Consider the following 26,947-nt stretch of genomic DNA (forward strand, 5'->3'; position numbering starts at 1 on the left):
TAGCGAAGGGGAGACGCACGCTGTCTGAAATCTGCCGCCCGTTGGCGTGACCCTCAGGTCATCCGTGCTTTCGTTACCATAAGTCCGAGACGCAATTTGATCGTATCCTCAACCCTTGTGTTGTCCTATCTACACGCTCTGTAGCGCCTTTCGGCAATGTGGAAATGCGAACCAACCATAAGCAATGCTGAAGTTCATATGATCGACCCAATGGGACTCAACCTGCGGCACCTGGACACGTTGGCTGTCGCGGCCCGTCTAGGGACCTTGAGTGCAGCGTCCAAGGAGCTGAACCTTTCACAGCCTGCAGTCACCCAGGCCGTTGCCAGTCTCGAAGCCCAGCTCCGCCATACGCTGCTCGAGCGCCAGGTCACCGGTGTCCGTCCGACCAGGGCCGGATCCCAATTGATTGCCAGGGTGCATCGGGCCGTGGCTTATCTGGAGCGGGGCGGTCAGGCGCTACGACGAAGTGCCCGGTTGCCCGCATTGCCCCATATCTCCCGGCGGGTGACCCTCAATCAGCTGCGCGCCTTGCTCGCGGTCGATGAAGCGGGAAGTTTTGCGCTGGCCTCCGCAAGGACGCAGCTCTCGCAGCCTGCACTTCATCGCTCTGCGCGCGAGCTTGAAGAGCAGCTCGGCGTCCCCTTGCTGACGAGACAGGGGCGGACCGTCGTCAAGACACCGGCCGCCGCCCATTTCCTTCGTTACGTCAGCTTGGTCCGCGCGGAGCTTGAGGCCGGGGTCGATGAGCTTGAAGCATTGCGCTCTCAGGGAGGAGGGCGCCTGAGGATCGGCACGATGCCCGTCGCGCAGGCGGTCCTGCTGCCGCAATCGCTCGCGCGATTTGCGCGTTCGTATGGGGATGCGCATGTGAACATCGTCGAGGGCCCATATCCCGAACTGCTCAGTAGCCTGCGGCACGGTGAGCTCGACATCCTTGTCGGAGCTTTGCGAGATCCGTTGCCGGTTTCCGATGTCACGCAAGAGGGGGTTTTCTCGGATGATCCCGTAATTGTCGCTAGATCCGGCCATCCGCTCGCCCGGCGCCCATTCGGTTTTGAAAAGCTACTTGAATACCCCTGGGTAATTTCCGCCAGCGGGACGCCGGGCCGCCGGCGATGGGAAGAAATGTTCACATCCCATGGTTTCGAGCCGCCGAAGCTACGCATAGAATGCGGCTCGCTCCTGGTCATTCGCGGTTTGATGCTGGAGGGCGATTGGCTCACGCTTCTGTCGCCGGATCAGTTTCTGTTCGAGGCTCGCGCCGGACTGCTGACGCGCCTCGACGAACCGGGTTTGAAACTGCGCCGCCGCCTCGGCATCACGACGCGAAGCGACTGGCGTCCGACAGAATTGCAGGCAGCGTTCGTCGAAACCTTTCGAGAAGTCTGCCGGGAGTGGGGAGCGGAGAAAACTTCCGAGTATCAGCCGTTTCGCTATGGGGAGGGCGGTGCGATCCAATTGGGCGAGTGATGTCGAGCCGGTTGCCCATCGTGTAGGCTGCGGCCCATATGGCTGGTACAGCGCCGACAGGCGCGGGCTGATACGCGAGCCATAGTCACCGTGACCGTCCCACTGTGCGCTTCCCGCAAGGGTCAGCCTGTCTGCCAGCTTTTGCTCAATCTGAACGGAGAGCGAGGGCTCAGCGTAGCTATAGCCGAAGGAACAATATGTCCTTGAACGATAGTCGTCCACCTGGATGGCAGCGCCCGCCGGCCAAGTGGTCGCGCCAGCCTCTCCGCCAATCGATGCTTCCCCCGGCCCGGTCCTGTGCCGGTCATTCTCAATGATGTCGCCAAAGCGATGGCGATGGGGCGGATCCACGCCTGATGTGTGCAGGTGAAACGTGCCGATACCTTCGAGCGGCGTCTCTGCCGTCAGGCCGACATCATATCGACGGATGCTCTGTGCCTGAACGAAAGGCTACCCATCCGGCGCGGTGGCGCCCGGCATCGCGCCCCCCTTGCACTGTTCGGCCATCGCGCCGACGGTCAGCAGCCCCCTCGCCCCGTCAGCGCACTCCTAGAAGGAGGGGGGCGAACGGCGAATCGCTCAAAACTGGGCATGTCCGCCCAACCATTATCGTGGAGGTCCTGGCGTCTCTGCCGATCAAAGCCTGATGTGATCGACGGGCTTAGCGTCTCGCTTATCGAGGCCCTTTATCGTAACGGCGCAGAATTCGGCTAATTGTTTCGCTGGGCCGTTGGCGGCATCGACCCTTTGTCGTCATTCAGACGTCAAAATTCTTTGTCCAGGTGCGGTCCGTCCGGGTTCCTACAACTCGCGGTCATTGATATCAACTGTAACTCATATGGCGACGAAAGCGTCCGCCGCATCCGTGCGGCTCTACCATAGTGAACTGGCGGCACCGACCAATGCGCCAAAGACCAGTATTGCCGGCGTCACCCACATTCCCTTCAAGCGCCATGCGGCGATCAAGGCGAAGCAAAACAGCGTCAACGCCATTGGCAGTGAGGGTACGCGCAACCACGCTGCTTTGCCTAGTTGTAGGAAGGTCGCGGCGATGATGCCGACCACTGCTGCCGCAACGCCTTCCAGTGCCCTTTGAAGCGCAGGATGATCGACGATCGCTTCCAACCGCTCATAAAAAATCAGCGAGAAAGCGAACGCAGGAAGGAACATCCCCGCCGTGATCGCAAGCGCGCCGGGCAGCGCGCCCGAAACATAGCCCACGAATGTTGCAAAAATCACGAGCGGGGCAGGAAGAATCCCTGCCAGCGCGATCCCGTCAAGAAAGGTGGCGTCGCTCAACCATCCACGGCCCACCGTGTCGGCGCGGACATAGGGAATTGCGGTGTAGGCACCGCCAAATGTCAGCAGTCCGCCCTTTAGGCCGGCAATGAAGAGGGCAATGACTGTTGACGGCTCATGAGAGATAGTGAGGGCCGCTTGTCCGCCAGGAAGCATATAGAGACAGGCGGCGAGGCCCGCGGTGAAGATAGCTACGGCAATGGCCAGATAAGGCCTTTGCGCAAAGGCATAAATTGCCGCGGCTGCAATGAGCGGCAACCAAAACGGCATATTAGTCAGCGTGAGCAGTGCGCTTATCAAGGCGATTGCCCATGTAAGACGATCTATAAGGATATGTTCGCCGATCCGGAAAACGGCGCGCAGAATGATCGCGAGTACAGCGATCTGGACGCCCAGAAGCGGCCCGCTCCACAGTCCGTGTCCCGCTATCCAAGTGACATAGATCCAGCCAGCGAGCAGCATCAAGGCGAAACCGGGCAGCATGAAGCCCAGCCCCGCCAAAAGCCCGCCAATCCGGCCCCGCGCAACGATGCCGAAGTGGACGCAGAGTTCGTGGGCTTCAGGTCCTGGGAGCACTTGCAGAATCGCGAGCAGCTTGTTGAAGCGGGAGCGGTCAATCCACCGCTCCTCCTCGACCAGTGCCTCACGCAGCATGGCAATCTGGGCTACAGGCCCACCAAAGGCGAGGAAGCCAAAACGAAGGAATTTCAGAAAAAGTCCGGAAAGGCTCATCGACGGGGGGTGCTTGCCAGTAGCCGTGTAATCCATAAACGCTCCTTGGCCGCAGGCGCGGCGAATGGAGCGGACTTGGACGGATGCCGTCTAATCGGGCGCCGCACTGCCCGATGAAAACTTATCGTTGAATGTAGATGCCGCGTCAATGGTCGCATCTCAAACCAATTTTGCCTTTCCTCCGTGCATTTGAGGACGGCAAAAATGCCGTACGATGTGGCGTCCGGCCCAGGTGTGAACTTCCCTTTGGGGCCGCTCGGTCGCAAATTTTCGAGTTCCAACTCCGAGCGGCTTGGCTTTTCTTGCCAATGCCCTTGCTGAATGCCGCCCCGACGATGCCTCTCACGATACGCTAACGGTCATTGGAAAAAAGCGCTCTAGGATGATTGCGGCTCATCCTCCATAAACGTCGTAGGATATTGCTGTGGAGAGCATTTAACCCCTTACTCATAATATTTACTATGATGGCGCTCGTCACGTCCATCTGAATAGCTTTTACACGAACGGGAAAATACTGTAATATTTTGCCGTGGCAGATTCAAGCTACGGGACGGGTGGGATGGATTCAGCAATTTTGAGACAGCGGTTCTTCGTAGCCGAGACGCGCTTTTTTGCCATCACTGCAATCGTCATGGCGCTCATTAATGTTGGCGCGTTCTCGTTCTTTGCAGTGATGGGCATATCGTCGTTTCGTGCTCCCGTTTCGGTGCATATCCACGCCATATTGTTCATGGGTTGGGTCTTGCTGTTCGTCTCGCAGGTGTCACTCGCCGCGACCGGATCGATAGGGCTTCATCGCAAATTAGGTTGGCTAGCCCTTGGCTGGGCTCTGGCCATGGTGGTCGTCGGCACACTGTCGACGGTATGGAGCGCCCAAAAGGCGGCAGTGCCATTCTTCTTCCTACCCGCGCAGTTTTTGCTGATGAACCCGCTCAGTGTAATGCTGTTCGCGGCATTATTGATCGGTGCCGTGTTAAAGCGGCGCGACCGTGAGTGGCATCCACGCTTGGTCATATGCGGCATGGCGGCTATCATGGGTCCCTCATTTGGAAGGCTGCTGCCGGCCCCGCTGTTCATGTATTCGATGCTGACGGCAGTCTTCGTTGGCATGATCGCGTTCCCGGTGGCGGGCATCGTGCGGGACAAGCGGCGCTACGGAAAGGTGCATCCGGCCTGGTGGTTGGGCCTTACTTCACTTCTGCTTCTACAATTAGCCACTGAGACGTTGGGCCGCAGTAGGTTCGCTGCATCCATCTATGAGCATGCGGTGATCGGGACGCCCGGTGCGCTTGTCCCACCGCTTGTCTACCAGTCCCCGCCGTTCCCAACCTCTTAATGGTAGTGTAGCTGGCCATGAGGACTAAGCCCCTCGAAATTGACGAGCCGTCTCGGCCGTTCCGTCATCGAATTTCTGCTCCCAAGCGCGGTCCATCCGTTTACCCATTCATGGGCTTCGATGAGAGCCGATTCCAGAATTTCGGGCTGCTCGGGAAAGCGTAGAAAGTTGCCCGTCCGGTAATTGCACGTGCATGTGATCGGCCCAAAAGCCGGGAGCGACGCCAAGCTATAAGCAAAATTTAACACGCAATACGCGGTAAAGCGCACATGCGCGCGGGCACGATGCCTGCGCACGCAATAAAAATGAGCATAATACAGCGATCTAATTTTTCCGTGCGCGCGACGGCTATTTATTGCGCTTATAACAAGCCTTCCATTGAAATATAAATTTCGTTCCCTACATACCTATAATCGCTGGTATCGGAGAATAAGCACCGGCGGCTGAGAGACCATAGTGCTCCCGCTTGTAAGAAGGGGTGTTGTCATGGATCTCAACCATCAGTATTTCGAACACCAGTTATCGCTTATGCGCGCAAGCGCTGCTGGAACGAGTCTTGCAAGAACGCGTCACCTCGCCGCAGCCGGCATTAGGGCGTATCGGATCAGCAACCATCAGTTCCGCATTGGTGCATGCGCAGCAGACGGCTGGGTCAGAAGCTCGCACAACCTTGACTTGTAGCCTGATTGAGATCTGAGGATCGCATCATAGCCGTCTGCTCAACATTGATCTCCCGCAGGCAAACGTCGAACGGCAAAGCGGCGAGCACAACGTTTCAATCAGTAGGGGCGAGCCTCTTCCGAGGGGCGGCACGCATTGTGTTTGCGTTAGGCCGGGAAGATGCCGAGGAGATGCTTTAGGTTTTCTCGGACAAGCTGATCGCGGACATCGTCCGGCAGTACATCTTTTAACGCGTACGAGGGCGGTGGTTATGACGAACGAACCCACCCAGCGTTACCTCGTGGCACTTGCGGAGTTGAATTTGCCATGACCCATCCGATGTTGCTTTTCTCCCTCAGCTCCAACGGCGACCAGTGGTATCTGGCCCGTGGAAACGGCACCGATAAAACCACGGTGGTGCATGAAGCGAACCGCTCATCAGGCGGCGCTATCTCGAAAATCTCGATTGAGGACTTCCTACGTGCAAATCCGCAAGCGCCTGAGCGGCAGGACTTCGTGAGTCTGGTCGCTGATCTGCTTGGTAACGAACTTGATGACAGCAAGGCCCGTGCGGAGGTTCTGCTGATACAACTTCGCGATGCGACCGAAGAAGACGCGGCGAACGCCTTGCTCGGCGCAAAAGTGCAACTGCCACTTACGACGCCTTACGAAGCCTTGGAATTTTACAACTGCATGGTGGACGTAGTGACGGGTCAGCGTGCCATTGACGTAAAGGAAGATGCTCATCGCATCCGTCCCGGTTTCGGCAGCACTCACGTGTAATTTAGGAACGCTGGATAACGCACATCGCCAGTGTTCGCTCATGAGTATTTTTTTTGGCGGGCTGTAGGGCGCCAACATGCGCATCGCCGTCATAGGACCGGTGGCAAGCTATACGCTGGGAGCCACGGCTTTCTTGAGTCGCACGCTTAGAACCGGAGGGGATACAAGGTCCCACGAAATGTTGTTCAGGTTCATCCTTAATCGAGTGAAACGGCGGCCGCGATCAGGGAGCAGCCGAAACGACGAGGGTGCAACGTCCCGTTTGTGGGCTCTCGGCTTGAGAGAATGACCTCTCCCAGTCCGCGCTACAATACCGCCGCTCGCTCTTCAGAAACACACAGTGCTCGGACCATTTCGCGCAGCCAGCGATGTGCTGGATCGTTCTCGAAGCGCCGGTGCCAAGTGTGGAGCCGCGTCGTCTAATAGCGGCTCTCATGGCAAGGGCTTTCTGGGTTGCAGCGGCGATTGCCGGGATCACGGTCGTCTTCGCAGTCGATACAAGTCGCTGCATGATGGGTATTTCGCGGAGCGGCCTTTCCAATGTGCAAAAACGCACGCGCCAATTCGGCTGACGGTGCAACGCCATCTCACGGAATGGGCCACCTCACGCAATGGGCCACCTCACGTCCCGGCAGGGACGCCTGGCCGCGCTTCTCTACCGCGCCGCCAGAAAAAAACTGCTAGTTACGCGGCGGCGTGCTGGTTGAATTTCTTCCCGGACTCTAACATGGGGTGCATGATAATGGCCAGCTTGCGCGCGACGGCAACCGCAGCTCGTTTGAATCCAAGTTTCTCGCGAAGTCTCAGACCCCGCGTTCTCAGATCACTTTCCGCGTGAGTTCGAGATAAGATTACCGAGGCTGCTTCATAAAGCAGAGCTCTCAGGTTCGCGTCGCCGCGCCTGGAAATATGCCCATCATAGTCCACTTCGCCGGACTGGAAGCGCCTGGTCGTAAGGCCCACCCACGCTCCAACGGAACGCGATCTGGCGAAATTGGCCGGATCCTCGATCGCTGTCGTGAAGCCGGTAGCGGTGGCCACACCTACCCCGGGGATGGTCATCACGTATTTCGGACAAAGCTCCAACCCGCCCAATGCCCCAGCGGACTCGAACCGCCCTGTCCATTCACGTCCAGCCTTTTCCACGAATCAGATCGTGCTATGAATGTTTCAGGCGAGTTCGTAAGTTTATGATTTGGCGGTCAAATCAATCGCTTAGGCTGCCCGGACGAAAGCTCTTCTGAGTCCGTGTTCATCCATCATCGTTTCCATTCGTCCCGCCAGTTCCAACATGGCGCTGCGTTGCAACGGCGCCTGTTTCTCGCGTAATTTGTCAGAAACACGCATCACGAATCTGACAAGTTCACCTTGTGATTTGTCAGAATTGCGTATACACGCTTCTGACAAAGGAGTGGCTATGCGTGGACCGGGCCTCGATCTCAAAAGTGCCATATCGGACCGAATGGTCTCCGGCGGCGCGCATTCAGTCTGGACGCCGCAGGATTTTCTCGATCTCGGTTCTCGCGATGCCGTCGACCAAGTGCTCCATCGAATGACACGCAATGGTGCCGCCCGCAGGATTGCCCGCGGCCTTTATGACAAGCCGAAACTTAACCCCCTTACAGGCAAGCCCACGCACCCCGATCCCCGGGCCGTCATCGATGCGCTGGCTCGCCGGGACCAGGCCCGTGTGCTCGTCGATGGCGTGACCGCAGCCAACGATCTAGGACTATCCGATGCAGTCCCTGCTCGTATCGTCGTCCACACGGACGCAAGGTTGAACCCCGTCACGCTCGGCAACCTCAAGATCGATTTCAAAACCACTGCGCCAAGTCGGCTTCATTGGGCTGGGCGGCCAGCGATGCGGGTCGTTCAGGCCTTGCATTGGTTGCACGACGCCGGGGGCGATACCGATCCGGATGTTGCCAAGCGTCTGCGCAACATCTTCGCCCACCCCGATCACGGCGCCGACATCGTCAACGACCTCCAGGCCGATATGCTGACGCTCCCCCTCTGGATGCAAAATATCCTGCGCGATACGATGCCGGCTACCGCGTCAGCCAACCGTCTTATAACCAAGCGTGCATCATAATGAATCCCGCTTACGCCCAGTTCCTTGCGGCCGACCCGGCGGATCGACGGGATGTGTTTATCGGCGCCGGGCAGCGGCTCGGCACTGCGCCCCAGAATATCGAGAAGGATTTCTGGGTTTGCTGGACCCTTGATGCGCTGTTCAACGGTCCGGCGTCCCACGGCCCGCGCTTCCTGTTCAAAGGGGGCACGTCACTTTCGAAGGGCTTCGGCCTGATCCAGCGTTTCTCCGAAGACATAGACATCACCGTGTTTCGCGAAGACATCGGCCAAGATGCAAGCGTCGAGGCGCTGGAGGAGATGTCCGGTAAGAAGCGACAGGCAAAGCTCGACGATCAAGGCGGCATGCCAGGCCTTCATAGGCGGAGACCTGATTGCCCAGCTATCGGAGACGCTAGTCAGTGCAGTCGGCGAGGGCATGGCGGGCGCGAAGGTCGAACTCGATCAGGACGATGAAAGCGCCCAGAGCCTTCTCCTGTGGTATCCAAGCATGACCGCCGAGTCGGATGGCTACATCCGCAAAGCCGTCAAAATGGAATCCGGGGCAAAATCCGCTCTTGATCCTCACGCCCGGCATAGCGTCGTTCCCTATCTCGCCGACGATCTACCAGCCCTCGATCTGACAGTCGCCAACGTGACTATCGTCGACGCGGAACGCACTTTCTGGGACAAGGTCGTCATTTTGCATGGCCTCCGCCGTTGGTTCGATGCCCGTCAAGTTCTGCGTGTGGGCGGCCAACGTGTCTCGCGCCATTATTACGACGTGCACCAACTGATGATCGCCGGAGCGGGCGCTTCAGCGATGGCTGACCCAGACCTAGGCAGGGATTGCGTCGCGCACGCCCGTATGTTCTTCAACAGCCGCGACCTCGATCTTGCCCATGCAGAGCCCGGCAGCTTCTCCATGATGCCGACCGATGCGATGATCGCTGACCTCCGTCGCGACTATGCTGCTATGGCGGGCATGATCTTCGGCGATGTGCCGGACTTCGATGCCATCCTCGCGACCGTCGATACGCTCCAGCGCTCATTGAATGAGTCAGCCGCCTAATTAACACCCATGGCGTTCCTCTTGTTCGAAATTCGTAAATGTATTCCTGACATGAGCAGCCGGATGTCTGAAGGACTCGAACCATCCCGTCATGCGGGCATAAGCTCGTTCAACGGCGTGCAGAAACCCAAAGATTAAATGGTATAGTAAGACCTCGCGATAACTTTCCGATGCCTTCATTAGCGTCGGCCTCGCACCGGCTTCCGGCTAGGTGTGCTTGTCTTGACCGCAACGGATGGCTCGCTCGCCATTTCCTTTCTGCGAGGTGCACGCAAAGGCGGTGCAACGCCGAAGCCTTCAGTGCCGGCCTTGGCTTCCTCATGGAATCCGGGTTCAGGTGCCGATCGCGTGGTGATCCTAAAGAGGTCTGGAATTTCCCGGCCACGCATGTGATTATCGCCGCACTGGATCGCAGATGTCCGGGACATAGGAATCATGAGGTGCGTATAGATGCGTGAACGAAGGGCGCTGGCGCGTCGTACCCCGATATCGAATCGGGCCGGACAAACGCTCCTACGGGTCGCCGTCGTTGCCTTGACGATCCTGATCGCTGTCTATGCCGCGGCGAATGTCGTGCATATCGAAAAACATCCGAGCGTGGCTGCCGTCAAGCGGTAAGCTGCGACATCAGAGCTCGGTCTGGGGCGGCTGCCGTGTAAAGGCTCAGTTGCGAAAGAACGGTATCGGAAGCGACGTAACCCGGCCTGCCGATCTGCGCCGTAAGCGATCGGCATCAGCGGCCTTTTGCTGCGCTTTTGCCAAGCTGTCCGTCTCGCAGATCTCGTCCTCAAGCCCGCGCGACGCCAAATCATGGCGCATTCCATCACGGCTATCCAGCTCGCGCATCGATTTCTCCTAGTTGGCAAGCGATATTTCAGGTGTATTTGCGCTTATTCCGTTCGCTGCCCCTATCGGTAATAACACGGATTTTCAGATTTGTGAAAGCTCTGTGAGAAGATGTGCCGGTTTCTATTATGGGGAACGATTAGGTATTGGCGCTTTTTGAACTTGGGTTGTTCCGTTATGTTTTACTCCGGGAAACACGACAGGGTTTTCGAATTTCGAGAGCGCCCGGTATCCAGGGTATTATGGCAGCGCTGTTCCAGCGCCCAAATGGACACGGCGCGGATGTGCGGTGATGTCACCCTAGACGCGGTTCGGAGCAACCGGTGCCGGTGGCGGTCAGCGGCCCGGTCCGCCGAAAATCCAACCGGCTCTTCCTGCTGTTGTTTGCGGCGCCGACCGGCCCTTATTTCCTCGCCTGCCGGGGGAGGCTCCTCGCGGCCAATTCCGGTCCTGCGCTTCGCTACGGCCTGGCGGTTCGGGTGCCCGCTGAAACCGTTCCTCAAGGTCTGCCTATCGCCCGGAAATGGCTCTGCGAGGAGCACCGCCAGCTGAAGTCAAAAGGAGCTGCTGCGCGCCGACCAAGTACAAAACAACTTAGTGTTCATAAGTGAACACTAAGTTGTTTCATTTCGAGAAATCTGAAAAGTTAACTGCGTTGACCCTCTAACCATCCTCGCGCAATGGATTGCTACGAATTGTTCGGGGGGCAACAATGCCAACGGGTCGTGTAGCATTCTTCAATGCTGCGAAAGGATATGGCTTTATCTCGCCGGATAATGGCGGGGGCGACTGCTTTGTTCATGCCGATGCGCTGGGAGCTTCCGGCCTAACCAATCTTGTTGCAGGCGAGGCGGTGGCTTACCAAGTGCTGACGGCGCGGAACGGCAAGCGATCTGCTGTCAATATAAGCCGTTTGGGCTGATAGCATTCTGTCACGGGGGCGAGCATGCTACCGATATCGCAAGCAGTTATATCGGGTCTCGGGGAGCAGCGAAGCATTTCTGAAATGACCAGAAAGGGCTCGCGGGATCGAAGGTGGAACGCGGCTGCGCCGGGACCGCCAGTCGCGCCATTTCCGCCGCAAATTCCCGTTTGACGCTCTCTCCGCCGCCGCTTTCGGAGTAGCTTGTAGTCAGGTCTCGCGCGGGGAATATCGCGGGCAATCGCAGGGTTCATTCATAGCAGATCCCCGGTGGGGGCGGCGGCTTCGTGCCGGGCGTTGCAGGTGTCCACGGCACATAACCACGGGGCTTGAAGATGTCCTGTTCGAGCGAGGCGAGGTGTTCTCATTCCTGTACGCTAATGGTCCCAGCCGGCGATGCCCCGCTCCTGCTGGCAATGGAAATGACCGCGGAAGCTAACGGTTTCTTCTCGATCTGCACCCTTGGCATGGCCAGCATGCGGTAAGGTTCTTCAAGCAGCATTTGCCATGCTTCCCCTTGTTCACCAGCTAGGTTCTCGGCGGGTCCGACACCGGCCTCGGTCAGCAGTTTCGTTTCAAAATCACTCTGCCGTTTATGCGCCGCCTCGAGAGCCGAGCGCTGTTCCCGAGAGCTGTTCGGAGCCGGAACGGAGGCGGGCGCGGCTACTGGTATCGCCAGGGCAAAAGAGGAAAGAAGAACTTTCGTCTGACAAACTGGTGGAGGCTACGTCGATAGCAAATCGGACCGAGTTTCGAGTGAACTCGAGAGGGGGGCCAGAATCGGCTATACGCGTTTCCTACCGTGCCTGACCGGGGAATTGTGCTCCAAATCGAGTGTCCCTTGAGGGCGGTTGGTGCTGTCCAGAGCAACGTGACAGGGATATCATGGAACTGTCGAGCAACGTTGACCGGGCGCAGCTTGCAAAGCGCGGCTCCCCCTTCCTCAACACCGGCCAGGCAGCGGCCTATCTCAAGATTTAAGCCGCCTTTTGAAGCAGCTTCGCCGCAAGCGCGGACCGATCGCCGTCGACCACTTCAATACGGGTCATCGCCATGCCGATCTCGTGCAGGGCGGCATGGACGATCAAGGCAAAAATCTCGTGAGCGCGCGCGAATACATTGCTCATGGGTTTCGCGACAGGCTGCCGAGATCGTGTCCCTCGAACTGGGGCCTCATACCGAGCATGAGATCGCAGTGGGGCTCAGCGGTTCTGCGGCCCGCGATCCGTCTTGTCATCTGCTATTTCTCTTCTCCTTCATTTGTGACCTAAGTCGGCGACGCCTCGGTCCAAATGCAGTTTCCACGATCGATGAGACTCATAGCGGCGGACGGCAAGCCGAGCCCGAAACGCGATGGAGCGAGTCGGTCGCTCCCGCACTTTTGTTGTTATGACGAACATCGGCCTTTCATCATGGCGCGAGTGATCCCAGCGTGCAGGAAAGCAGCTTCGACTAGCAGTGCTCCGCCCGTTCGTGCGGTGAAGCTCGCAACGCTGGCGGACACCGTTCCTGCTGGCAAGCGCTGGCTGCACGAGATGAAATATGATGGTTACGGCGTGCTGCTGAGCGTTGGCGGCGGCGAGGCGGTGGTGCTCGATACCGAGGGTCGCTCCAGCTTTCAGGTGCTGCAGAATGCACTGAAAAGCGCGCCCGGCTCGATCGACTATTTCGCGTTCAACCAACTGGAGTCCGATGGCGAGGACCTGACCCAGCTGGCACTGACCGAGCGCAAGCCGGAGCTCGCGAAGATCCTCCCTCAGGGTAAGTCGCGTTTTCCCTATTCGGATCACATTGCGGGCAATGGTGAGAACTTGCTAAACCAGTTCCGCGCCGCGTGCCTCGAGGGAGTCATCTCCAAGCCGGCCGATGGCCGGTACGTCGGCTCGCGATCGGGAGGCTGGCTCACGACCAAATGTATCAAGCGTCAGGAATTCGTCGTGGTCGGATGGACGCCGTCGGACAAGTCGCGGCTTTTCCGATCGCTGATCCTGGGCGTCTCCGAGGATGGAGTGCTCCGTTACGCCGGCAAGGTCGGCACCGGTTTTGACAACCAAGAGATCATCGGCCTGATGGTGGTCATGGCACCGCTCGAACAGGAGGCGCCGGCGGTGAAGGCGCCGCGCGCAGAGGTTCGTGGGGCGCACTGGCTGCGACCCAAGCGGGTGGCGGAGATCGCGTTTAGCGAGATGACCAATGTGGGAACGCTCCGGCATCCCTTCTATCTGGGTCTACACGAAGACAAGAAGCACGAGGCGGTAGTGATGGAAACGGAGGCGCCGGTGAAGGCGGCGACGATACCGGCCAGGTCGGTCGTCATCAGCAACCCCGACCGCGTCATCTTTCCCGAGGGCAAGATGAGTAAGGGCGAGCTGGCGGATTACTACGCTCAAGTTGCTCCGATCATGCTGCCCTGGGCTGGATCCGGACCGATCAGTCTTATGCGCTGCCTCCAGGGCCGCGCTAAAAAATGCTTCTTCCAGAAGCATGACGCGGGCAGTTTCCGAGATGCCGTGCGGCATGTCGCGATTCGTGAAAAGGACGGGCATGATGAGCCCTATCTCTTCCTCGACACAGCAGAGGGTCTGTTCACTTGTGTGCAGATGGGCACGATCAAGTTTCATGGGTGGGGTTCGAGGATTGAAGACGTGAAGAAGGCTGACCGCCTCGTCTTCGATCTCGATCCCGATGTCGGCCTCGATTTCGAGAATGTGCGCAGTGCCGCCTTCCAGTCTTGCGACATCCTCAAGACCCTGGGCCTCGAGACCTTTCCGATGCTGACCGGCGGCAAGGGCGTGCATGAGATTGCGCCGCTGGTCTCGGAGGCGGAGTGGCTGGAAGTGAAGGACTTTGCGCATCGGCTGGCGCAGGCAGTTGCCAAGAGCGACCCCGAGCATTTCACCGCCGCCTTGCCAAAAGTGCAGCGCAAGGGCCGCATATTCGGCGATTATCTTCGCAACCAGCGCGGGACGACGGCGGTCATGCCCTTTGCGGTCCGCGCGCGTGAAGGCGCACCGGTCGCAGTACCGATCACCAGGAAGGAAAAGGAGATGATCGACAAGCCATCGTACTGGAGCATCCGCGATGGTACCGATCTGGTAAAGCGGGCCGGCTCGAAGGCGCTCAGCGGTTGGGGGCGCGCCGACCAGACCTTGCCCGACCTATGAAAATCGCCAGCTACAATGTGAATGGCGTAAATGGCCGGTTGCCGGTGCTGCTGCGCTGGCTCGAGGAAGCAGAACCCGATGTGGTTGTGCTCCAGGAGTTGAAAGCGCCGCAGGAGAAGTTTCCGGAAAGTGCCATTCGCGACCTTGGCTATGATGTCATCTGGCATGGACAAAAGTCGTGGAATGGGGTCGCGCTGCTAAGCCGCGTCGGCCATATCCACGAGACGCGGCGCGGACTTCCGGACGATCCTGACCTGGGTCAGAGCCGCTATATCGAGGCGGCAGTCAACGGCATCCTGGTTGGCGGGCTCTATCTCCCCAATGGCAATCCGCGGCCCGGCCCCAAGTTCGAGTACAAGCTGCGCTGGTTCGACCGGCTGATCGAGCATGCCGCCGGGCTGCTGGAGAGTGGGTTGCCGGTGATCCTGGCGGGTGACTTCAATGTCATTCCGACCGATCTGGACGTCTACAAGCCGGAGCGGTGGCTTGATGATGCGTTGTTCGCACCCGAAGTGAAGGCGGCCTACTTCCGGCTGCTGGACCAAGGTTGGATCGATGCCCTGCGTACGCTGCATCCGGGTGCCGTGATCTACACATTCTGGGACTATTTTCGGAACGCCTATGGCCGCAATGCCGGCCTGCGCATCGATCATCTGCTCCTCAGCCCCGCGCTCGCCGACCGGTTGCTCGATGCGCAAGTCGACAGCCATGTGCGCAGTTGGGAAAAGACCAGCGACCATGCACCTGTCTGGATCGAGTTGGCCGACAAGCCGAAACGAAAGCGAGCCCGGAAAGCGAAGGCGTGATGAAGATCGAGAGCTTCCTGCTCAGCGAGAAGGGCTGGGTACCGAATAATTCGCGGCTGCCGGTAGTCTTCTACCGCGGGGCACTGGTTGGTGATGCTAATGGACTGGCGGACCAGTTCGAGGCCCTGTTCGAAGGTCACGGTGGGTCCCCGGACTGGCGCGACAGCGTGTTCGATTATCACCACTATCATTCGATCGCATATGAGGCTTTGGGCTTCTTTGCAGGCGAGGCGACGCTTTAGCTTGGCGGGCCAGGTGGGCGCAACGTTTCTGTAACAGCTGGCGATGCGCCATGCTGCCGACGGCGACCGGTCACCGCGCGGTCTCTGCGAGCCAGGATTTCCAAGTCGTGAGGCCTAACCGCAGGGGCCGGAAAGATTGGCGCTTTCCGCGTGGCGGCGATATCGAGGCGGCAAGAAAATGGCTTCAGGATAGCAGCGCCCGCGGCGATGATTGGGAAGCGCTGGAGGATGCAGAACTGGATTATCAAAAGCCGTATGAGGCTTGAACGTTTTCGCATCGCCACATTCAAGGGTTCCCGCGCGGCGGTGCGGCGTCAGCACAGGCCAAGCTATTTGCTGGCAATTGTGCGCATGCCGCTCCGCACCTACCACCGTGATAGAAGCAGCCGCTGCGGCAGCGCGGATGGACGCGCCCTTATGGGCTGAAGAGGGGGCGGACGCGTGGGGGCGTTTGCCAGCCGGTGTCGAACCCGGTCCGCAGCTACACTACGGCGACTTCACGCGAGGTTCCGATGCGCCTTCTATTGAAAGAGGCCGCCCCTCGCGGAAAGGGCGACCTCTATAACCGGGGGGCACCGATTACCCAGCAACTTTAGATAGCTGACCGTGATCAGCTCAATATCTCGATGGGATTTTTGCTTTGCCTCTTTAGTATGCAAAGAGACCAACAGGAGGGGATCGGCGCTTAGCCGCCCTAATGCCGAGTGCCTTCCTTCGATCCTGAAACCCGAGCTCTGACGCGCCTGAAACCTGGTAAAACCAGAACGTCGTCCAGATCCATCTCTGTTTCCTACACAAACGTAAGTCAAAGGCCGTTCTTATCCGGGATGACCAATGCGCAAATGTCACGCGCACCTTCAAAAATGGAAAAATCCAACGTCTCCATTTCTGGAGGGTTCAAAGCGAAGACTAGCTTTCGCTGATTGTGAATATCCATGTTTAAAGGCTATATAGAGCATGAGCCCGGTAAATCATTAGATTGATTTTGAATGCGATAGCGAGTGCGAAAAAACCCGAAACACCCAAATGGGTATTCCGGGTGAGGTGTTGGGTCGCGATACGCCGGAGCGTATCTGATGATCAGCCGGAAGGGAGGAAGGTGACCAGCCGAATCACGCGAAGCTTGCGATGGCGCTGATGATTTTGCGAATGAAAAATGCTGTCATCCCGGCATCAGCAATACTTACTGTCTAGTGGACGGTTGGAGCTTCGGCGTCAGGCGATCTGATTGCATTGAGCTTCGCGGCGCACTTCTCGAAGCCGTCCTTATAGAGGTTCCGGCTCGTCATGATGCCGTGACCATATCCACGTCGTTCACCGTACAGCGGCTTATCAGCCCTGCCGGGATGCCTTGGTAAGCCGGCGGGGGCGGCGCCGAGGTGACCTCACATTTTGTGGAGCAGGCGGCGCAGGTCAGCAGGGATCGGGCGAGACCGATATTCCTTAACCTCGGCATTGGTTGCCTCCATTGCTTGAGCTGCGTTGCTGCGGCGGTGTTGCGCTGTTCGATGAGGGAAGCTTGTGCTGAAGCCGTAGGACGTTCCTCTGCTCAAGAGCGCGGAGGAGGTCCTGCTCCGCTTATCGCGTAGACCAGCCCTTATTTGCGACCGCGAGATCGCCATCCCGTCCGTCCAATGTCTCGATCTGATCGTGCTGCCGCTGGATGTGAAGATAACCGATCGGCTTCGGGGGCAGGAGGGTGTCGAACGTGGCCTTGAGATCGGCAACGCTGCTGCGCTTGAGCGCGCGGGCCGGCTCGGCCGCTGAGGAGTATTTGCCACGGAAGGGGGCCGCTATGTCTTCGCCGGTCATGGCAAGCACAGCGTCGGCCGCGACTAGGGCGCAGTCGGTCTGCACCATACCATCACGGCCGGCCGCTATCTCGACCGTTTCGAACGCCGTGACGGGCCGTGTCCCATAACGGCGCCAATCATTGGCAATTAGCCTCAATTACGGCAAAGGCAGTCGATGTTCCTTCGTAAATTGATCGCGGCTGCCATCATTCTCCTGCTCGTCGCCGCCGTTGTCATCGTATGTGTCATATCGATGGCCTCGGAAAGCGGCACTGCTGACGCGCTTTTCAAACCGCATGCCAACGCGACTCGTAGTAACTAAGCTAACGCGGTACTGGCGCCGTGAGGCGGATGATCCGACGGCGGTGAAACCATGCCTCGCGCGCGAATACCGTGCGGGGCATGTGCAGCGCTGCGACACCCTCGACGCTGCCACGACTGCCCGCATTTGCGCGGACGGCAGCTTTGTTGCCGAAGTCCGTGGTGCTCGCGTCGGCGTCCAAACATATCTTCCTGACGAAGCCGGAGTCCCTAAAGATTTCAAGGGCTCGGTCGTTCGCGCTTATCGCCCGGAAAATGAAGTTTTCAGCCGCAATAGCATGGCGCCGTTCGCGGCGACCGTTTTCACTATCAATAACCCGCCGAGTTGGTCGACTCTCGCCATTAGGACACCTTGCTGCTACCGGACACGGCCGTCGATTACATGGTCGGCACCCCCTACGGCGTGACGAAACCGAACCAGACCATCATGCAGTACATCGCAACGAACAACGAATACACCCGCCGCACCGGAAAGCAGCTCAAGATCCGTTCGCTCGAAGAACTGAAGAACAAGGCCAGCGCCGACATTCCCGGCGGCGGTCGAGCGGTTGCCTCCCGCTATGACGCGAACATGCTAAAGCCCTGGATGCCGATGCCGTATCGCTTCCTGCCGGTCTACCAGGACGGTCTGCCGAACTTCACGGTCCCGGGCATCGCCCGCACCGGGCCGCCGGACGTCATGTGCCCGAACGCCATCAGCTACGGCGGCGCAGTTACCCCCGCTCCGGCCTGATCGGGCAAGGCCTGAACGAGATGAGGTCCGTCTTTAACCGGACGGACCTTTTCGTTGAAGACGATAGATGCACGAAATCAAGAACGTGACCAATTTGCCCTACCAACTTGAAACACTGGACGGGCCGACGCGGCTTCCAGCGATGGGGTCCTTGCCCGGCCGCTTCGGCCCGGTGTATCTAGAGTCTTTGCCCGGGATTGGCCTTTACCAGGTGCGTGAGGTGGAAGAGCTAAAGGCGGCGCTGCCGGGGCGCAAAGCAGGTGCCGACCTTACCAAGCAAACCGAAACGCTGAAGAAGCCCGCCAAGCCACCCGGGGCGTCAGCGACATACAGGGCCGGCTCGCATCGTCGTGGCGGCCCAAAGTCGTTAAAATCGAGAGCGTCAGCCCCATTGACTTACAAAACCCAAAGGTTACCGCAGGCCAATCTCTATTAATTTCCAAATATCGATCAATTTGATCTCTTGCGATCTATGCCATATAAGCCCAATTGGCACATGCGACCCGATGGGAAATCTAGTCATAACTTTCCTATCATAACTTACCCGGCCCAATTATTTGGGGCGGGTATTTTTTTGCTATTTTGCGATCTGGCGAGGGCGCGTACTGATAAAATCAAGGTACAAAAATTCCATTTGCAACCGTCATAACTGGTTCTATAAATGACACTTAATCCTTCGGGTCGCACGAAGGGCTCTGGTGAGTACCTTAGGTACACTGGCACAAACCTGTCAGCTCGAAGCGGTAAGGTGCGGGCGGTTTTCCCTGCACTTTGAACCATGGCTCACGCTCGCCTCCCGCTAGCCCAATTCAAAGCAATTTACCTCGAGTTCTCCAGGCTGGACCAAAGAACCGTATGCCGCATGGGCCGCGAGGGCCGAGGCGTACGTCGGCCAGAGCTATGGCGAGGAACAGCAGACGCGGCCGAGCTGCCGACTCGGACCTGCTGGCCGTAAATGGCGTAGGCTTGTCGCAGGGTACCTAAGTTCACGAGGGACAGGATCGCGGGCTAAGCGCCATTGATATTTGGTTCCTCAGTTTTACATATTTTAATCAGAAAATTCCCCGAATTTGTTATTGAGATCAAACGCAGGAATCGATTGAGGAGGCTTAGTGGTCGAGATTAATCATCTTCATGCCCTGCTTGCCGCGATTGTTCTCGGCATCGGGCTGGTTTCCGTAGGAATCTTGGCAGATGGGGTAATTGGCCGGCAGGTCCGCAGGGCTGTGGCCGCGCTCGGCTGCTGTGTAATTCTTTTGAGCGTCGTCGCGTTCTGATCATAAGAAAAGAGCCCGCCCCTCACAAAAAGGAACGGCCTCGGGGCGACGTGCCGAGGGGTCTAATTGGCCACCGCAGCGAGCTAATATTCGGCAAGGGCTATGGTTCCGTGGTCGGTGCAGGTCTGCGCCGGCGTCGGGCCGGCTCCTCGCTGGCAATTATGCGCATGCCGCTTTGCACCTACCAACTTGATATACAATTAGCAGCCGCGGCAGCGCGGAGGGACGCGCCCTCATAGGCTCAGCAGAGGGGGTGGACGCGTGGGTGTTCGCCAGCCGGTGTCGAGCCCGGCCTTCAGCTAACTATTGTTCTGATTTTTGAAGGGCCGTTCTCCAGAGTGGAGAACGACCCTTCCGGTAAATGCGCCGGAGGCACGGGTGGATACTCTTCGCGGCGCGATCTACCGCATCAGCAGAGATGAGGGGCCACCCTCAATTGCCGTCACGATGGCCCCTGTGAAACAGTCAAGGGATTACGGCCCTGATCCGATACCAGCAGCTAAGACAGGTTTAAAGGCTGGAGTTGCATGCCCGCTGTGCGGCGTCACAGCGTCCAGGCAATGGCGCTCCCCTAAGCTTTTGGCTTGGAAAAGGCCCCGGGGCGCACTCGAGGTCGCGCTCCGGGGCCAGGTTGCATTCCAAGCGCAAAAGCACGCTAGGGGAGGTCAGCGGCACGGCAGGAAGCGCGCAGCCAGCCTATCGTCCGAGGGATAGCAAACAAATGTGAAAGTCTTCTTGAAGCTGGGCGCACTAGTTTGTGACTGCGCGAGACCTCGCTATCGCGTCATGTTCTCGAATTGCATCCACTTCAGCCGCGCACTTCTCGAACCCCTCCTTGTAGCTTTTTCTGCTCGTGGCGATGTCCCCGGTCGTGACCATATCGACGTTGTTTACCGTGCAGAGGCTCATCAGCCCGGCCGGACTGCCTAGGTAAGCCGGCAGGGGCGGCGCCGAGGCGACCTCACTTTTTGTCGAGCAGGCGGCGCAGGTCAGCAGAACAAAAATCCGGGCGCGCTAAGCTCGCCCTCGGTGAGTGAGGCTTGTGGCATTTTCAGCTTTGAACAGGAGAAGGTGTAGAGAGCCACTTCTATTCTAGGACAGTGCCATACGCTACTTCCGCCATCCCCTCGAGCTCTACGGTGAATAACCGCGACTAACCCTCGGAGGCGACAATAATCGCCTTAAATTGTTACTCCTCAGCTATTCACGCGCACCTGCTTCGGGCTTCGGGCTTCGGCTCGTTTGCAATGCTGGCGAAGCGCTGCGGGAACATTCGTTAGCCGCAAAGCTTATAGCGCCAAACGACTATCGGCTCCGAGCGCGCTCGAATTGCGGGAAAATAATTATGAACCGACCTGGAAACTTTCACGGACAACGGCCGATTGCAAACCGCGTTCCGCAAAATATGCTCCGTTCTGCGGTTATTGCCCTAACTTTTGTCACAGCAGTCTATGTTTTAGCGAATGTGATATACATCGATAGCCATCCCAGCGTAGCGACTGCTCGCTGACAGCAGCGGCCGATCCGCCAAAAGCTTAAAAGCTTGCCGATTTTTTCAGCGTAGAGAAAAAACCAAGCTGATCGCCGACCGGATATTCGATATTGCATTCCGCCATGTCCGACGCTTGAGGCCGAAATCGATAAAGCCGCCGCTTCAAAGTTGATTTCTGTCGCCAAAGAAAAAACCTCGCAGCTTGCTCGAAGCTGCGAGGTAAAGGTAAGGTTTGTTCGGGACCGTTTCCCGCGGTCGCAGTAGCTTGTGAGGGCAAGACGCGGCTGCAACGTATAATAAACGGTCTGCGCACAAGGAACGTTCCTCGGTTGCCAAATTTTTCGCTGCAATCATCGCAGATAAGCTTCGTCGGCCGTGATTTTCGGTTATCGCAGCGCTCAGAAAGAGAGTCAGCTTGGCCGAATAAGAAGATCGGCAACTATAAGTAGCTTCGCAGACTGCAATTTATCGACACATTCTACTTGAGCCGTCGTTCAGGATAAACGCATTTTATCGCCTATGGGGTCAGCCTGATCCGCATCCGCTGCGGCTGATCGAGAAAATCTGCGAGCTGTCCCCCGGGGCCCCAAACCAGCGAGCAGTCTGTGGCCTTTAACGCCTATTTTCAATGGAGGCTTGCCACGGGGACCAGCTCGGTCCCGATTGGAACCAGATCAATCCTTCTCCCTTTGTAGAGTGGGCCCGGCTTTTGATGCCGCGTTATTCCAGCTTACAGGAGAATTCATGGCTGACCGCCTTTCGCTGCAGGACCCTTGCACTCAATATCCGCAGCCTCCATTTCCCGAGCAGCCCCAACCAGCGCCTGGTGCTGCGGCGAAAATGGAGCCCAGGCCCGATCATGGAGAAGAAAGCTATGTGGGCGCGGGCAAACTCAAGGGGCGCAAGGCGCTGATTACCGGAGGCGATTCCGGGATCGGGCGCGCCGCGGCGATAGCCTATGCCCGCGAGGGTGCTGATGTCGCCATCTCTTACCTTCCAAGCGAAGAGAGCGATGCCCAGGAAGTTATAGCGCTTATCAAGGCAGAGGGACGCATCGCAGTTGCTCTTCCCGGCGACATCACTGACGAGGCCTGGAGCAGGCAATTGGTAGCGGAAGCCGTCGAACGTCTGGGAGGGCTGGATGTCCTCGTCATTAACGCTGGGCGGCAACAATTTCGCGAAAGCCTCAGCGAGGTGAGTTCAGAAGACTTCGACAAGACGCTGAAAACTAACCTCTATGCCCTGCACTGGATTTCCCAAGCCGCAGTGCCGCATCTTCCCCCAGGGGCTTCGGTGATTACGACAGCCTCGGTCCAGGCCTATGAACCGTCAGATATTCTGTTGGACTACGCCACCACCAAGGCAGGCATTGTTGCTTATACCAAGGCCCTTGCCAAGCAGCTGATCGAAAAGGGTGTCCGGGCTAATGTCGTGGCGCCGGGACCGTTCTGGACGGTGCTTCAATCCAGCGGCGGGCAACCGCAAGACAAAGTGGCCAAATTTGGAGAGCAAAGCCAATTCGGCCGTCCAGGCCAACCTGTTGAGATTGCGCCTGTCTATGTGCTGCTTGCTTCGCAGGAAGGCAGCTACATTACCGGTGAAGTCTACGGGGTAACCGGCGGAGCCGGCATCGCCTGAATCGAGACGGCCCGGCCGTACCGGCCGGGCCGTTAGTTTTGCTCCAATCAATGGTCTCTGAACGCGTCGCAGCAAATTGGCCGATCAGCATCTATAGCCGCGCCGGTGCGGGTAAGGCGGCGACCAGCGGATCGAGACCAGGGGTAACAAAGGCTATCAATCGGCATGGACCATCTGGCGAACCTAAGCAGGCCGATAGGTCCGCGCGCTCGCGGGCGAGGATAGCCACGCATGGCGAGCATCAATTCTCGTCCTCAAGCAGAGTTTCAAGAACTTCGCGCACTCTGACAAGGCGCGCTGCGTCCGCGATTTGCTCCTTAAGAATCCAGCGGCCATCTTTTTTTGCAAAGCCATGTGCGCAAGGACACGCAGGCCCTGCCGATCTAGGGGTCAACGCCACGGCCGCAGGGCCTGCATCGACCTTCTCGATGCCCGCCGCTCGGGCGAGAATGTTGATTCTTGCGGCTTCTACGAGCCGTTCTGCGTTCGGCGGTAATGGCCCGAACCGGTCTGCAAGTTCCTCCTCCAGCGCATCGACCTCAGCGCCTTCTGTCAGTCGGGCTAGCCTGACATAAAGGCCGAGCCGGATATTTTCATCCGGAATCCACGTTGCTGGTAATCCTCCTGCATCTCCTACGTTCAATTCCGGGTGCCAAAGCCCTGCGTTTTCGCCGCGCGCTTTCCTTAGGGCCGCCTCGAACAGATGCTGATAGAGATCGACACCGATAAGCTTCATATGACCTGCCTGCGCATCGGCCAAAGGATCGCCTGCTCCTCTTTGGTCGAGGTCGGCAGTGCTAATTCCAAAGCCGGAGCCTAGCTGGTCATAAGTGGCCAGAGTGCGTAGCCGTTTCATCGTGCGTTCGGAGATTTCCTGGCTTTCGGTAAGGAGGAAAACCTGGCCGCGGCGGTTCCCGCGGCCTACGCGGCCGCGCAATTGATGAAGCTGAGCCAGACCGAAACGATCGGCATGCCAGACAATCATGGTGTTTGCGCGCGGGACATCCAGTCCCGCCTCGATGATGTTGGTCGCCAGCAAAACATCGCCGCGCCCATCACCAAATCGAACCATTGCATTATCGATCTCGGCGGCTTGCATCTTGCCATGGGCCTGGACCACCTCAAGGCCTGGTACGAGACGGTCGAGGCGATCCGCTAAGGGCGCCAGGTCCTCGATCCGGGGAACCACTACGAAGCTTTGGCCGCCTCTCGACCTTTCCCGTAAAAGCGCGGTTCGAAAGACTGCATCATCGGGTCCCACGAGACTGGTCCGGATCGGCTGACGCTGCGCGGGGGGCGTTGCTATGACCGAAATCTGCTGTAGCCCGATCATTGCACGGTGCAACGTTCTTGGGATCGGGGTTGCGCTCATAGACAGCAGGTGAACCTCGGGATGTCGGCGCAGCTCCCGTTTGGCGGCAGCACCGAAACGCTGTTCCTCGTCAATTATGACGAGCCCAAGCTTGGCGTAATGCACATCCTTGGCCATGACAGCCGCGGTACCGATAACGATGTCGATCGCACCATTTGCAAGCCCGGTCTTGGCGGCCGCTTTTTCCGCCGTGGTTGAAAGACGGGATAATCCGGCGATCTTGATCTTCATCCCCGCAAAGCGCCGCTCGAAAGTCTGAATGTGTTGCCTTACCAATACGGTAGTTGGTGCGGCCAGAATAACCTGAAAGCCGGCAAGGGCCGCCAGTGCCGCTGCCCGCAGTGCCACTTCCGTTTTGCCATAGCCGACATCGCCGATCACGAGCCTGTCCATTGGATGTCCGCTGGCAAGGTCCTCGCGCACCGACTGAATTGCCCGTGCCTGGTCGGCGGTCTCATTGAATGGAAACGTACCAACGAAGCGTTCGTAGGCTGCGCTGTCAGGTTCCATAATTGGTGCCTTCAGTTGCTCTCGCTGCCGAGCCAATTGAAGGAGATCGCGTGCGCTGGTCGCGACGGCCTCGTCGATGGCTAGGCGGCGTTTCTGCCAGCTAGAGCCATTTAACCTATCGAGTCTCACGGCATCTTTATCTGCCCCGTACCGCCAAAGTCGGCCGGCTTCCTGTGCAGGCACCAACCTACGATCGCCTTGTGCATACTCGAGAACAATGAGTTCTGAGTTTGCTTCGCCCGGCGCAGCCTCCAACCCGAGCACGCGAGCTACGCCGTGATCCTCATGGACAATAAGGTCATCAATCTGGATTTCGCGGCCGCCCAGGGCGGACCCTGACGATTTTCCCTCTTGGTGATCCGGGCTGAGCGCGCGGCTGCCCAAAAGGTCGCCGGCAGCAATCATCACTATATCGCCGAGCACGCCGCCCTGATCGAGAGGGGCTGAAATTGCTGCAATGTTGGCGGGCGGCAATTCGCGCAGTGCGTCTATCTCTTCAATGAGCGCAACTTCAGCATCGAGAACCCGGCCAACCTTGCTTCGCAGGAAACGGATATCCCGTTCCGCCCCGACCAGTAACAGCCGCTTGCTCTCTCTGAGATGGCCTGAGGCAAATTTCTTCAGTGTTTGCAGAGGCGAGCGATGCGCGGCAAAACGCGGGACCGGCGCTGTTTCAGGAAAATCCGAAACTTCCAGCGCCGACGCATTAAGATCCCTTTGCCAGAGAGCTTCGGAGGTTGCATCAAGGTCCTTGCGGCTTGCAGATGCAGCCTCACGCGCCAGGCGGATGAAGCGCTCGCGGCGCTTGTTGGCAAGCGCCGAGAAAAAGATCCGGCCGGAAGGAAGATGAGCAATAATCGTTACACGTTTATTGGAAACAGGCTCGGCCGCTCGCCCGATCGCGAGAACTTCGCAAGTCTCTTCTGAGAGCTGGGTAGCCGGATCGTAACGCCTGATGCATGCGATACGCCCATCGGCCACATCTATCCTGGCGGGATGGCCGGCGTCGGCAGGGTAGATGTCGATAACGTTTCCTCGAACGGCCACTTCACCGGGTTCATCGACGCGGTCATCGGTCACATAACCTAGCGCCTCCATTTCCAAGGCAAATGCCGCAGGGTCGAGCGGATCACCTATTGAAAGAAGGGGAGGGGCCTCCTCGAAGACACGAGGCTCGGCATACAGCCTTGCTGCGGCCTCACCGCTCATCACAGTGACTAGATGGGATCGCTCGCGCAGCTGCGAGATGCGGCGCAACGTGCTCAGCGCCGAAACACGGCGACCGATATTGGCTGGTGAGGCAGGTGCGCTATCGCCCGGGAGAGTGTCGCTGGACGGTAAGTGGATAACATGAGCTTTTGGCATGAGGGCGGCCAGCGCTCCGGCGATAGTTTGTGCTTGTTGCTCATCGTCCGCGAGATAAACCAGATCTCCCGCTCGCAGCTGTTCGGCCAAGGCCAGGACAGTCTCACCGGTGCTCTTTGCAACGTTCATGACGCTGCGGCCCCTTTGGTTTCACCCGGGTATGCGGGCCATTCTCCATCGCTCAACGCGGGTAGATTTTCGTAGAAGGCGCGCGAATTGCGAACGATCAGCCGGTCACAGGCGAAAGTAAGGTCTGCACGGGCTACGGCACGCAGATCCTCGCCGATACCGCCTATCCCGTTCGACGAGACCACGACATAGCTGATATTCCCGTCATTGCAGGTGATCAGTGCCTCGACCGCTTTGCCGAGCCGATCGCCAGTCTCGTCTTCGACCGGCATTCCTGAAATCCCAGTGGCCATGAACAGCGTTGGTGCCGCGGAGCGGCGGCTCGCCTCGGTGGCCGACTTACCACCGTCTTCATATGCGCGCTGTTTGCCCAACCAGCGCCAGATTCCGATAAGATTGATCAAGGTTAGAAAACCGTTGGTGGCCAGGAGATTGGTCTGGCCCGTTGAAAGCCCCACGATGGACCAGGCAATCGAGCCTACAGTGAAGACAACGAAGCCCCAGCCCGTAATGCGCGCGCCCAGGTTTGCCGCCGTCATCATCGCCGCTATCATGGTGGCCACTGGCGCGATCCAACCGGCTGCAATTTCCAATTCAAACTTCCTTGTCTAAGCGTTGAGTGACCAGAACGCGCAGCAGCCCACTTTGGTGGCCTTGCAGCGAACAACTTCTCCCGGGTGTGCCCAGCGATACAAAGCAATCACGCCGGATCTATCGAGAGTATGCGGAAGCCATCGCCGCCTTTCATCCCAGAGCGTTCTAAGTGCTTGCTGCTGTCTTCAGTATGTCATCATAGGCAGCACAGGCCCCAGGCGAATGGGGGACTGCCCGGCATCCCGCTATCGCCCGGCATGATCTTGCAGATTGCTGATCGAATGAGGCGGTTTGGATGAAGGCTCCGCGTTTGCGTTG

Annotated in this window: 21 protein-coding genes and 2 pseudogenes; 15 read left to right on the forward strand and 8 right to left on the reverse strand. The window is 58.3% G+C overall.

The genetic code is table 11. The features are described from left to right. Nucleotides 1-198 precede the first annotated feature (198 nt). Nucleotides 199-1,473: a LysR family transcriptional regulator gene (locus tag AC1VV3_RS26410; RefSeq protein WP_465128335.1), complete on the forward strand. Its 1,275-nt coding sequence runs from the start codon at nt 199-201 to the stop codon at nt 1,471-1,473. A gap of 873 nt (nt 1,474-2,346) precedes the next feature. Here the strand turns inward: AC1VV3_RS26410 and chrA are convergent. Continuing rightward, nucleotides 2,347-3,540, reverse strand: coding sequence for a chromate efflux transporter (chrA, locus tag AC1VV3_RS26415; RefSeq protein WP_482963353.1), 1,194 nt, complete (start codon nt 3,538-3,540; stop codon nt 2,347-2,349). A 523-nt stretch (nt 3,541-4,063) separates the two neighbouring features. On the opposite strand from chrA, the gene AC1VV3_RS26420 reads away from it, so the two are divergent. Both AC1VV3_RS26420 and AC1VV3_RS26425 read left to right on the forward strand, forming a co-directional pair. Next, the gene (locus tag AC1VV3_RS26420) at nt 4,064-4,840 is read left to right on the forward strand and encodes a hypothetical protein (RefSeq protein ID WP_482963354.1); all 777 of its coding nucleotides are present in this window, start codon (nt 4,064-4,066) and stop codon (nt 4,838-4,840) included. A gap of 987 nt (nt 4,841-5,827) precedes the next feature. Then, nucleotides 5,828-6,283: a hypothetical protein gene (locus AC1VV3_RS26425; RefSeq protein ID WP_132268993.1), complete on the forward strand. Its 456-nt coding sequence runs from the start codon at nt 5,828-5,830 to the stop codon at nt 6,281-6,283. Nucleotides 6,284-6,967: 684 nt separating this feature from the next. Here the strand turns inward: AC1VV3_RS26425 and AC1VV3_RS26430 are convergent. Next, a pseudogene (locus AC1VV3_RS26430) lies at nt 6,968-7,348 on the reverse strand (transposase); the annotation flags it as partial. A 352-nt stretch (nt 7,349-7,700) separates the two neighbouring features. Here AC1VV3_RS26430 and AC1VV3_RS26435 point away from each other — a divergent pair. Next, entirely contained in the window at nt 7,701-8,375 is a 675-nt protein-coding gene (locus AC1VV3_RS26435; RefSeq protein ID WP_482963355.1) for a DUF6088 family protein, read from the forward strand. Further along, a pseudogene (locus AC1VV3_RS26440) lies at nt 8,375-9,425 on the forward strand (nucleotidyl transferase AbiEii/AbiGii toxin family protein). Before AC1VV3_RS26435 ends, AC1VV3_RS26440 begins: the two are co-directional and overlap by 1 nt. A gap of 663 nt (nt 9,426-10,088) precedes the next feature. On the opposite strand, the gene AC1VV3_RS26445 reads toward AC1VV3_RS26440, so the two are convergent. Beyond that, nucleotides 10,089-10,271, reverse strand: coding sequence for a hypothetical protein (locus AC1VV3_RS26445; RefSeq protein WP_132270602.1), 183 nt, complete (start codon nt 10,269-10,271; stop codon nt 10,089-10,091). Between the two features lie 712 nt (nt 10,272-10,983). On the opposite strand from AC1VV3_RS26445, the gene AC1VV3_RS26450 reads away from it, so the two are divergent. Continuing rightward, on the forward strand, nt 10,984-11,193 hold the full coding sequence (locus tag AC1VV3_RS26450) for a cold-shock protein (protein WP_482963356.1): 210 nt from the start codon (nt 10,984-10,986) through the stop codon (nt 11,191-11,193). Between the two features lie 977 nt (nt 11,194-12,170). On the opposite strand, the gene AC1VV3_RS26455 is transcribed toward AC1VV3_RS26450, so the two are convergent. Next, nucleotides 12,171-12,320: a hypothetical protein gene (locus AC1VV3_RS26455; protein ID WP_207913195.1), complete on the reverse strand. Its 150-nt coding sequence runs from the start codon at nt 12,318-12,320 to the stop codon at nt 12,171-12,173. Between the two features lie 351 nt (nt 12,321-12,671). On the opposite strand from AC1VV3_RS26455, the gene ligD reads away from it, so the two are divergent. From ligD to AC1VV3_RS26475, 4 genes are read left to right on the forward strand one after another with little or no spacing between them, the layout of a single operon-like run. Beyond that, the gene (gene ligD, locus AC1VV3_RS26460) at nt 12,672-14,357 is read left to right on the forward strand and encodes a DNA ligase D (protein WP_482963357.1); all 1,686 of its coding nucleotides are present in this window, start codon (nt 12,672-12,674) and stop codon (nt 14,355-14,357) included. After that, entirely contained in the window at nt 14,354-15,163 is an 810-nt protein-coding gene (xth, locus tag AC1VV3_RS26465; protein ID WP_482963358.1) for an exodeoxyribonuclease III, read from the forward strand. The genes ligD and xth overlap by 4 nt, the downstream gene beginning before the upstream one ends. Beyond that, nucleotides 15,160-15,405, forward strand: coding sequence for a cupin domain-containing protein (locus AC1VV3_RS26470; RefSeq protein ID WP_207913194.1), 246 nt, complete (start codon nt 15,160-15,162; stop codon nt 15,403-15,405). Before xth ends, AC1VV3_RS26470 begins: the two co-directional genes overlap by 4 nt. 50 nt (nt 15,406-15,455) lie before the next feature. Continuing rightward, nucleotides 15,456-15,671: a hypothetical protein gene (locus AC1VV3_RS26475; RefSeq protein ID WP_482963359.1), complete on the forward strand. Its 216-nt coding sequence runs from the start codon at nt 15,456-15,458 to the stop codon at nt 15,669-15,671. Between the two features lie 1,312 nt (nt 15,672-16,983). On the opposite strand, the gene AC1VV3_RS26480 is transcribed toward AC1VV3_RS26475, so the two are convergent. Continuing rightward, nucleotides 16,984-17,355, reverse strand: coding sequence for a DUF6950 family protein (locus tag AC1VV3_RS26480; protein ID WP_482963360.1), 372 nt, complete (start codon nt 17,353-17,355; stop codon nt 16,984-16,986). Between the two features lie 139 nt (nt 17,356-17,494). On the opposite strand from AC1VV3_RS26480, the gene AC1VV3_RS26485 reads away from it, so the two are divergent. The 4 genes from AC1VV3_RS26485 to AC1VV3_RS26500 all read left to right on the forward strand — a co-directional run bounded on the left by AC1VV3_RS26485 (nt 17,495) and on the right by AC1VV3_RS26500 (nt 19,529). After that, a complete protein-coding gene (locus tag AC1VV3_RS26485; RefSeq protein ID WP_482963361.1) occupies nt 17,495-17,926 on the forward strand; it encodes a DUF2213 domain-containing protein in 432 nt (143 codons plus the stop codon). Then, nucleotides 17,872-18,252, forward strand: coding sequence for a major capsid family protein (locus AC1VV3_RS26490; protein ID WP_482963362.1), 381 nt, complete (start codon nt 17,872-17,874; stop codon nt 18,250-18,252). The genes AC1VV3_RS26485 and AC1VV3_RS26490 overlap by 55 nt, the downstream gene beginning before the upstream one ends. Before the next feature lie 67 nt (nt 18,253-18,319). Further along, complete coding sequence (locus tag AC1VV3_RS26495; protein ID WP_482963363.1) at nt 18,320-18,688, forward strand: hypothetical protein; 369 nt, start codon at nt 18,320-18,322, stop codon at nt 18,686-18,688. A 676-nt stretch (nt 18,689-19,364) separates the two neighbouring features. After that, nucleotides 19,365-19,529, forward strand: coding sequence for a hypothetical protein (locus AC1VV3_RS26500; RefSeq protein ID WP_165921594.1), 165 nt, complete (start codon nt 19,365-19,367; stop codon nt 19,527-19,529). A 750-nt stretch (nt 19,530-20,279) separates the two neighbouring features. Here the strand turns inward: AC1VV3_RS26500 and lysC are convergent. After that, the gene (gene lysC, locus AC1VV3_RS26505) at nt 20,280-20,534 is read right to left on the reverse strand and encodes an Rz1-like lysis system protein LysC (protein ID WP_482963675.1); all 255 of its coding nucleotides are present in this window, start codon (nt 20,532-20,534) and stop codon (nt 20,280-20,282) included. 1,231 nt (nt 20,535-21,765) lie between these two features. On the opposite strand from lysC, the gene AC1VV3_RS26510 reads away from it, so the two are divergent. Beyond that, complete coding sequence (locus AC1VV3_RS26510; protein ID WP_482963364.1) at nt 21,766-22,659, forward strand: SDR family oxidoreductase; 894 nt, start codon at nt 21,766-21,768, stop codon at nt 22,657-22,659. Nucleotides 22,660-22,900: 241 nt separating this feature from the next. Here the strand turns inward: AC1VV3_RS26510 and AC1VV3_RS26515 are convergent, their stop codons facing one another. Together AC1VV3_RS26515 and AC1VV3_RS26520 are read right to left on the reverse strand one after the other, a co-directional pair. Further along, nucleotides 22,901-26,035 carry a DEAD/DEAH box helicase gene (locus AC1VV3_RS26515; protein ID WP_482963365.1) on the reverse strand — a complete coding sequence of 1,045 codons (3,135 nt, stop codon included), beginning with the start codon at nt 26,033-26,035 and terminating at the stop codon, nt 22,901-22,903. Continuing rightward, on the reverse strand, nt 26,032-26,589 hold the full coding sequence (locus AC1VV3_RS26520; RefSeq protein ID WP_132270529.1) for a PRC-barrel domain-containing protein: 558 nt from the start codon (nt 26,587-26,589) through the stop codon (nt 26,032-26,034). Before AC1VV3_RS26520 ends, AC1VV3_RS26515 begins: the two co-directional genes overlap by 4 nt. Nucleotides 26,590-26,947 lie beyond the last annotated feature (358 nt).

Source organism: Novosphingobium sp. BL-S-34, assembly GCF_056857015.1.

What these genes read in the sequence shown, in the direction of transcription:
- AC1VV3_RS26410 (WP_465128335.1), top strand. Translation starts at nt 199, where the DNA reads ATGATCGACCCAATGGGACTCAACCTGCGGCACCTGGACACGTTGGCT.
- chrA (WP_482963353.1), bottom strand. Translation starts at nt 3,540, where the DNA reads ATGGATTACACGGCTACTGGCAAGCACCCCCCGTCGATGAGCCTTTCC.
- AC1VV3_RS26420 (WP_482963354.1), top strand. Translation starts at nt 4,064, where the DNA reads ATGGATTCAGCAATTTTGAGACAGCGGTTCTTCGTAGCCGAGACGCGC.
- AC1VV3_RS26425 (WP_132268993.1), top strand. Translation starts at nt 5,828, where the DNA reads ATGACCCATCCGATGTTGCTTTTCTCCCTCAGCTCCAACGGCGACCAG.
- AC1VV3_RS26435 (WP_482963355.1), top strand. Translation starts at nt 7,701, where the DNA reads ATGCGTGGACCGGGCCTCGATCTCAAAAGTGCCATATCGGACCGAATG.
- AC1VV3_RS26445 (WP_132270602.1), bottom strand. Translation starts at nt 10,271, where the DNA reads ATGCGCGAGCTGGATAGCCGTGATGGAATGCGCCATGATTTGGCGTCG.
- AC1VV3_RS26450 (WP_482963356.1), top strand. Translation starts at nt 10,984, where the DNA reads ATGCCAACGGGTCGTGTAGCATTCTTCAATGCTGCGAAAGGATATGGC.
- AC1VV3_RS26455 (WP_207913195.1), bottom strand. Translation starts at nt 12,320, where the DNA reads ATGAGCAATGTATTCGCGCGCGCTCACGAGATTTTTGCCTTGATCGTC.
- xth (WP_482963358.1), top strand. Translation starts at nt 14,354, where the DNA reads ATGAAAATCGCCAGCTACAATGTGAATGGCGTAAATGGCCGGTTGCCG.
- AC1VV3_RS26475 (WP_482963359.1), top strand. Translation starts at nt 15,456, where the DNA reads ATGCTGCCGACGGCGACCGGTCACCGCGCGGTCTCTGCGAGCCAGGAT.
- AC1VV3_RS26485 (WP_482963361.1), top strand. Translation starts at nt 17,495, where the DNA reads ATGCCAACGCGACTCGTAGTAACTAAGCTAACGCGGTACTGGCGCCGT.
- AC1VV3_RS26495 (WP_482963363.1), top strand. Translation starts at nt 18,320, where the DNA reads ATGCACGAAATCAAGAACGTGACCAATTTGCCCTACCAACTTGAAACA.
- AC1VV3_RS26510 (WP_482963364.1), top strand. Translation starts at nt 21,766, where the DNA reads ATGGCTGACCGCCTTTCGCTGCAGGACCCTTGCACTCAATATCCGCAG.
- AC1VV3_RS26515 (WP_482963365.1), bottom strand. Translation starts at nt 26,035, where the DNA reads ATGAACGTTGCAAAGAGCACCGGTGAGACTGTCCTGGCCTTGGCCGAA.
- AC1VV3_RS26520 (WP_132270529.1), bottom strand. Translation starts at nt 26,589, where the DNA reads ATGATAGCGGCGATGATGACGGCGGCAAACCTGGGCGCGCGCATTACG.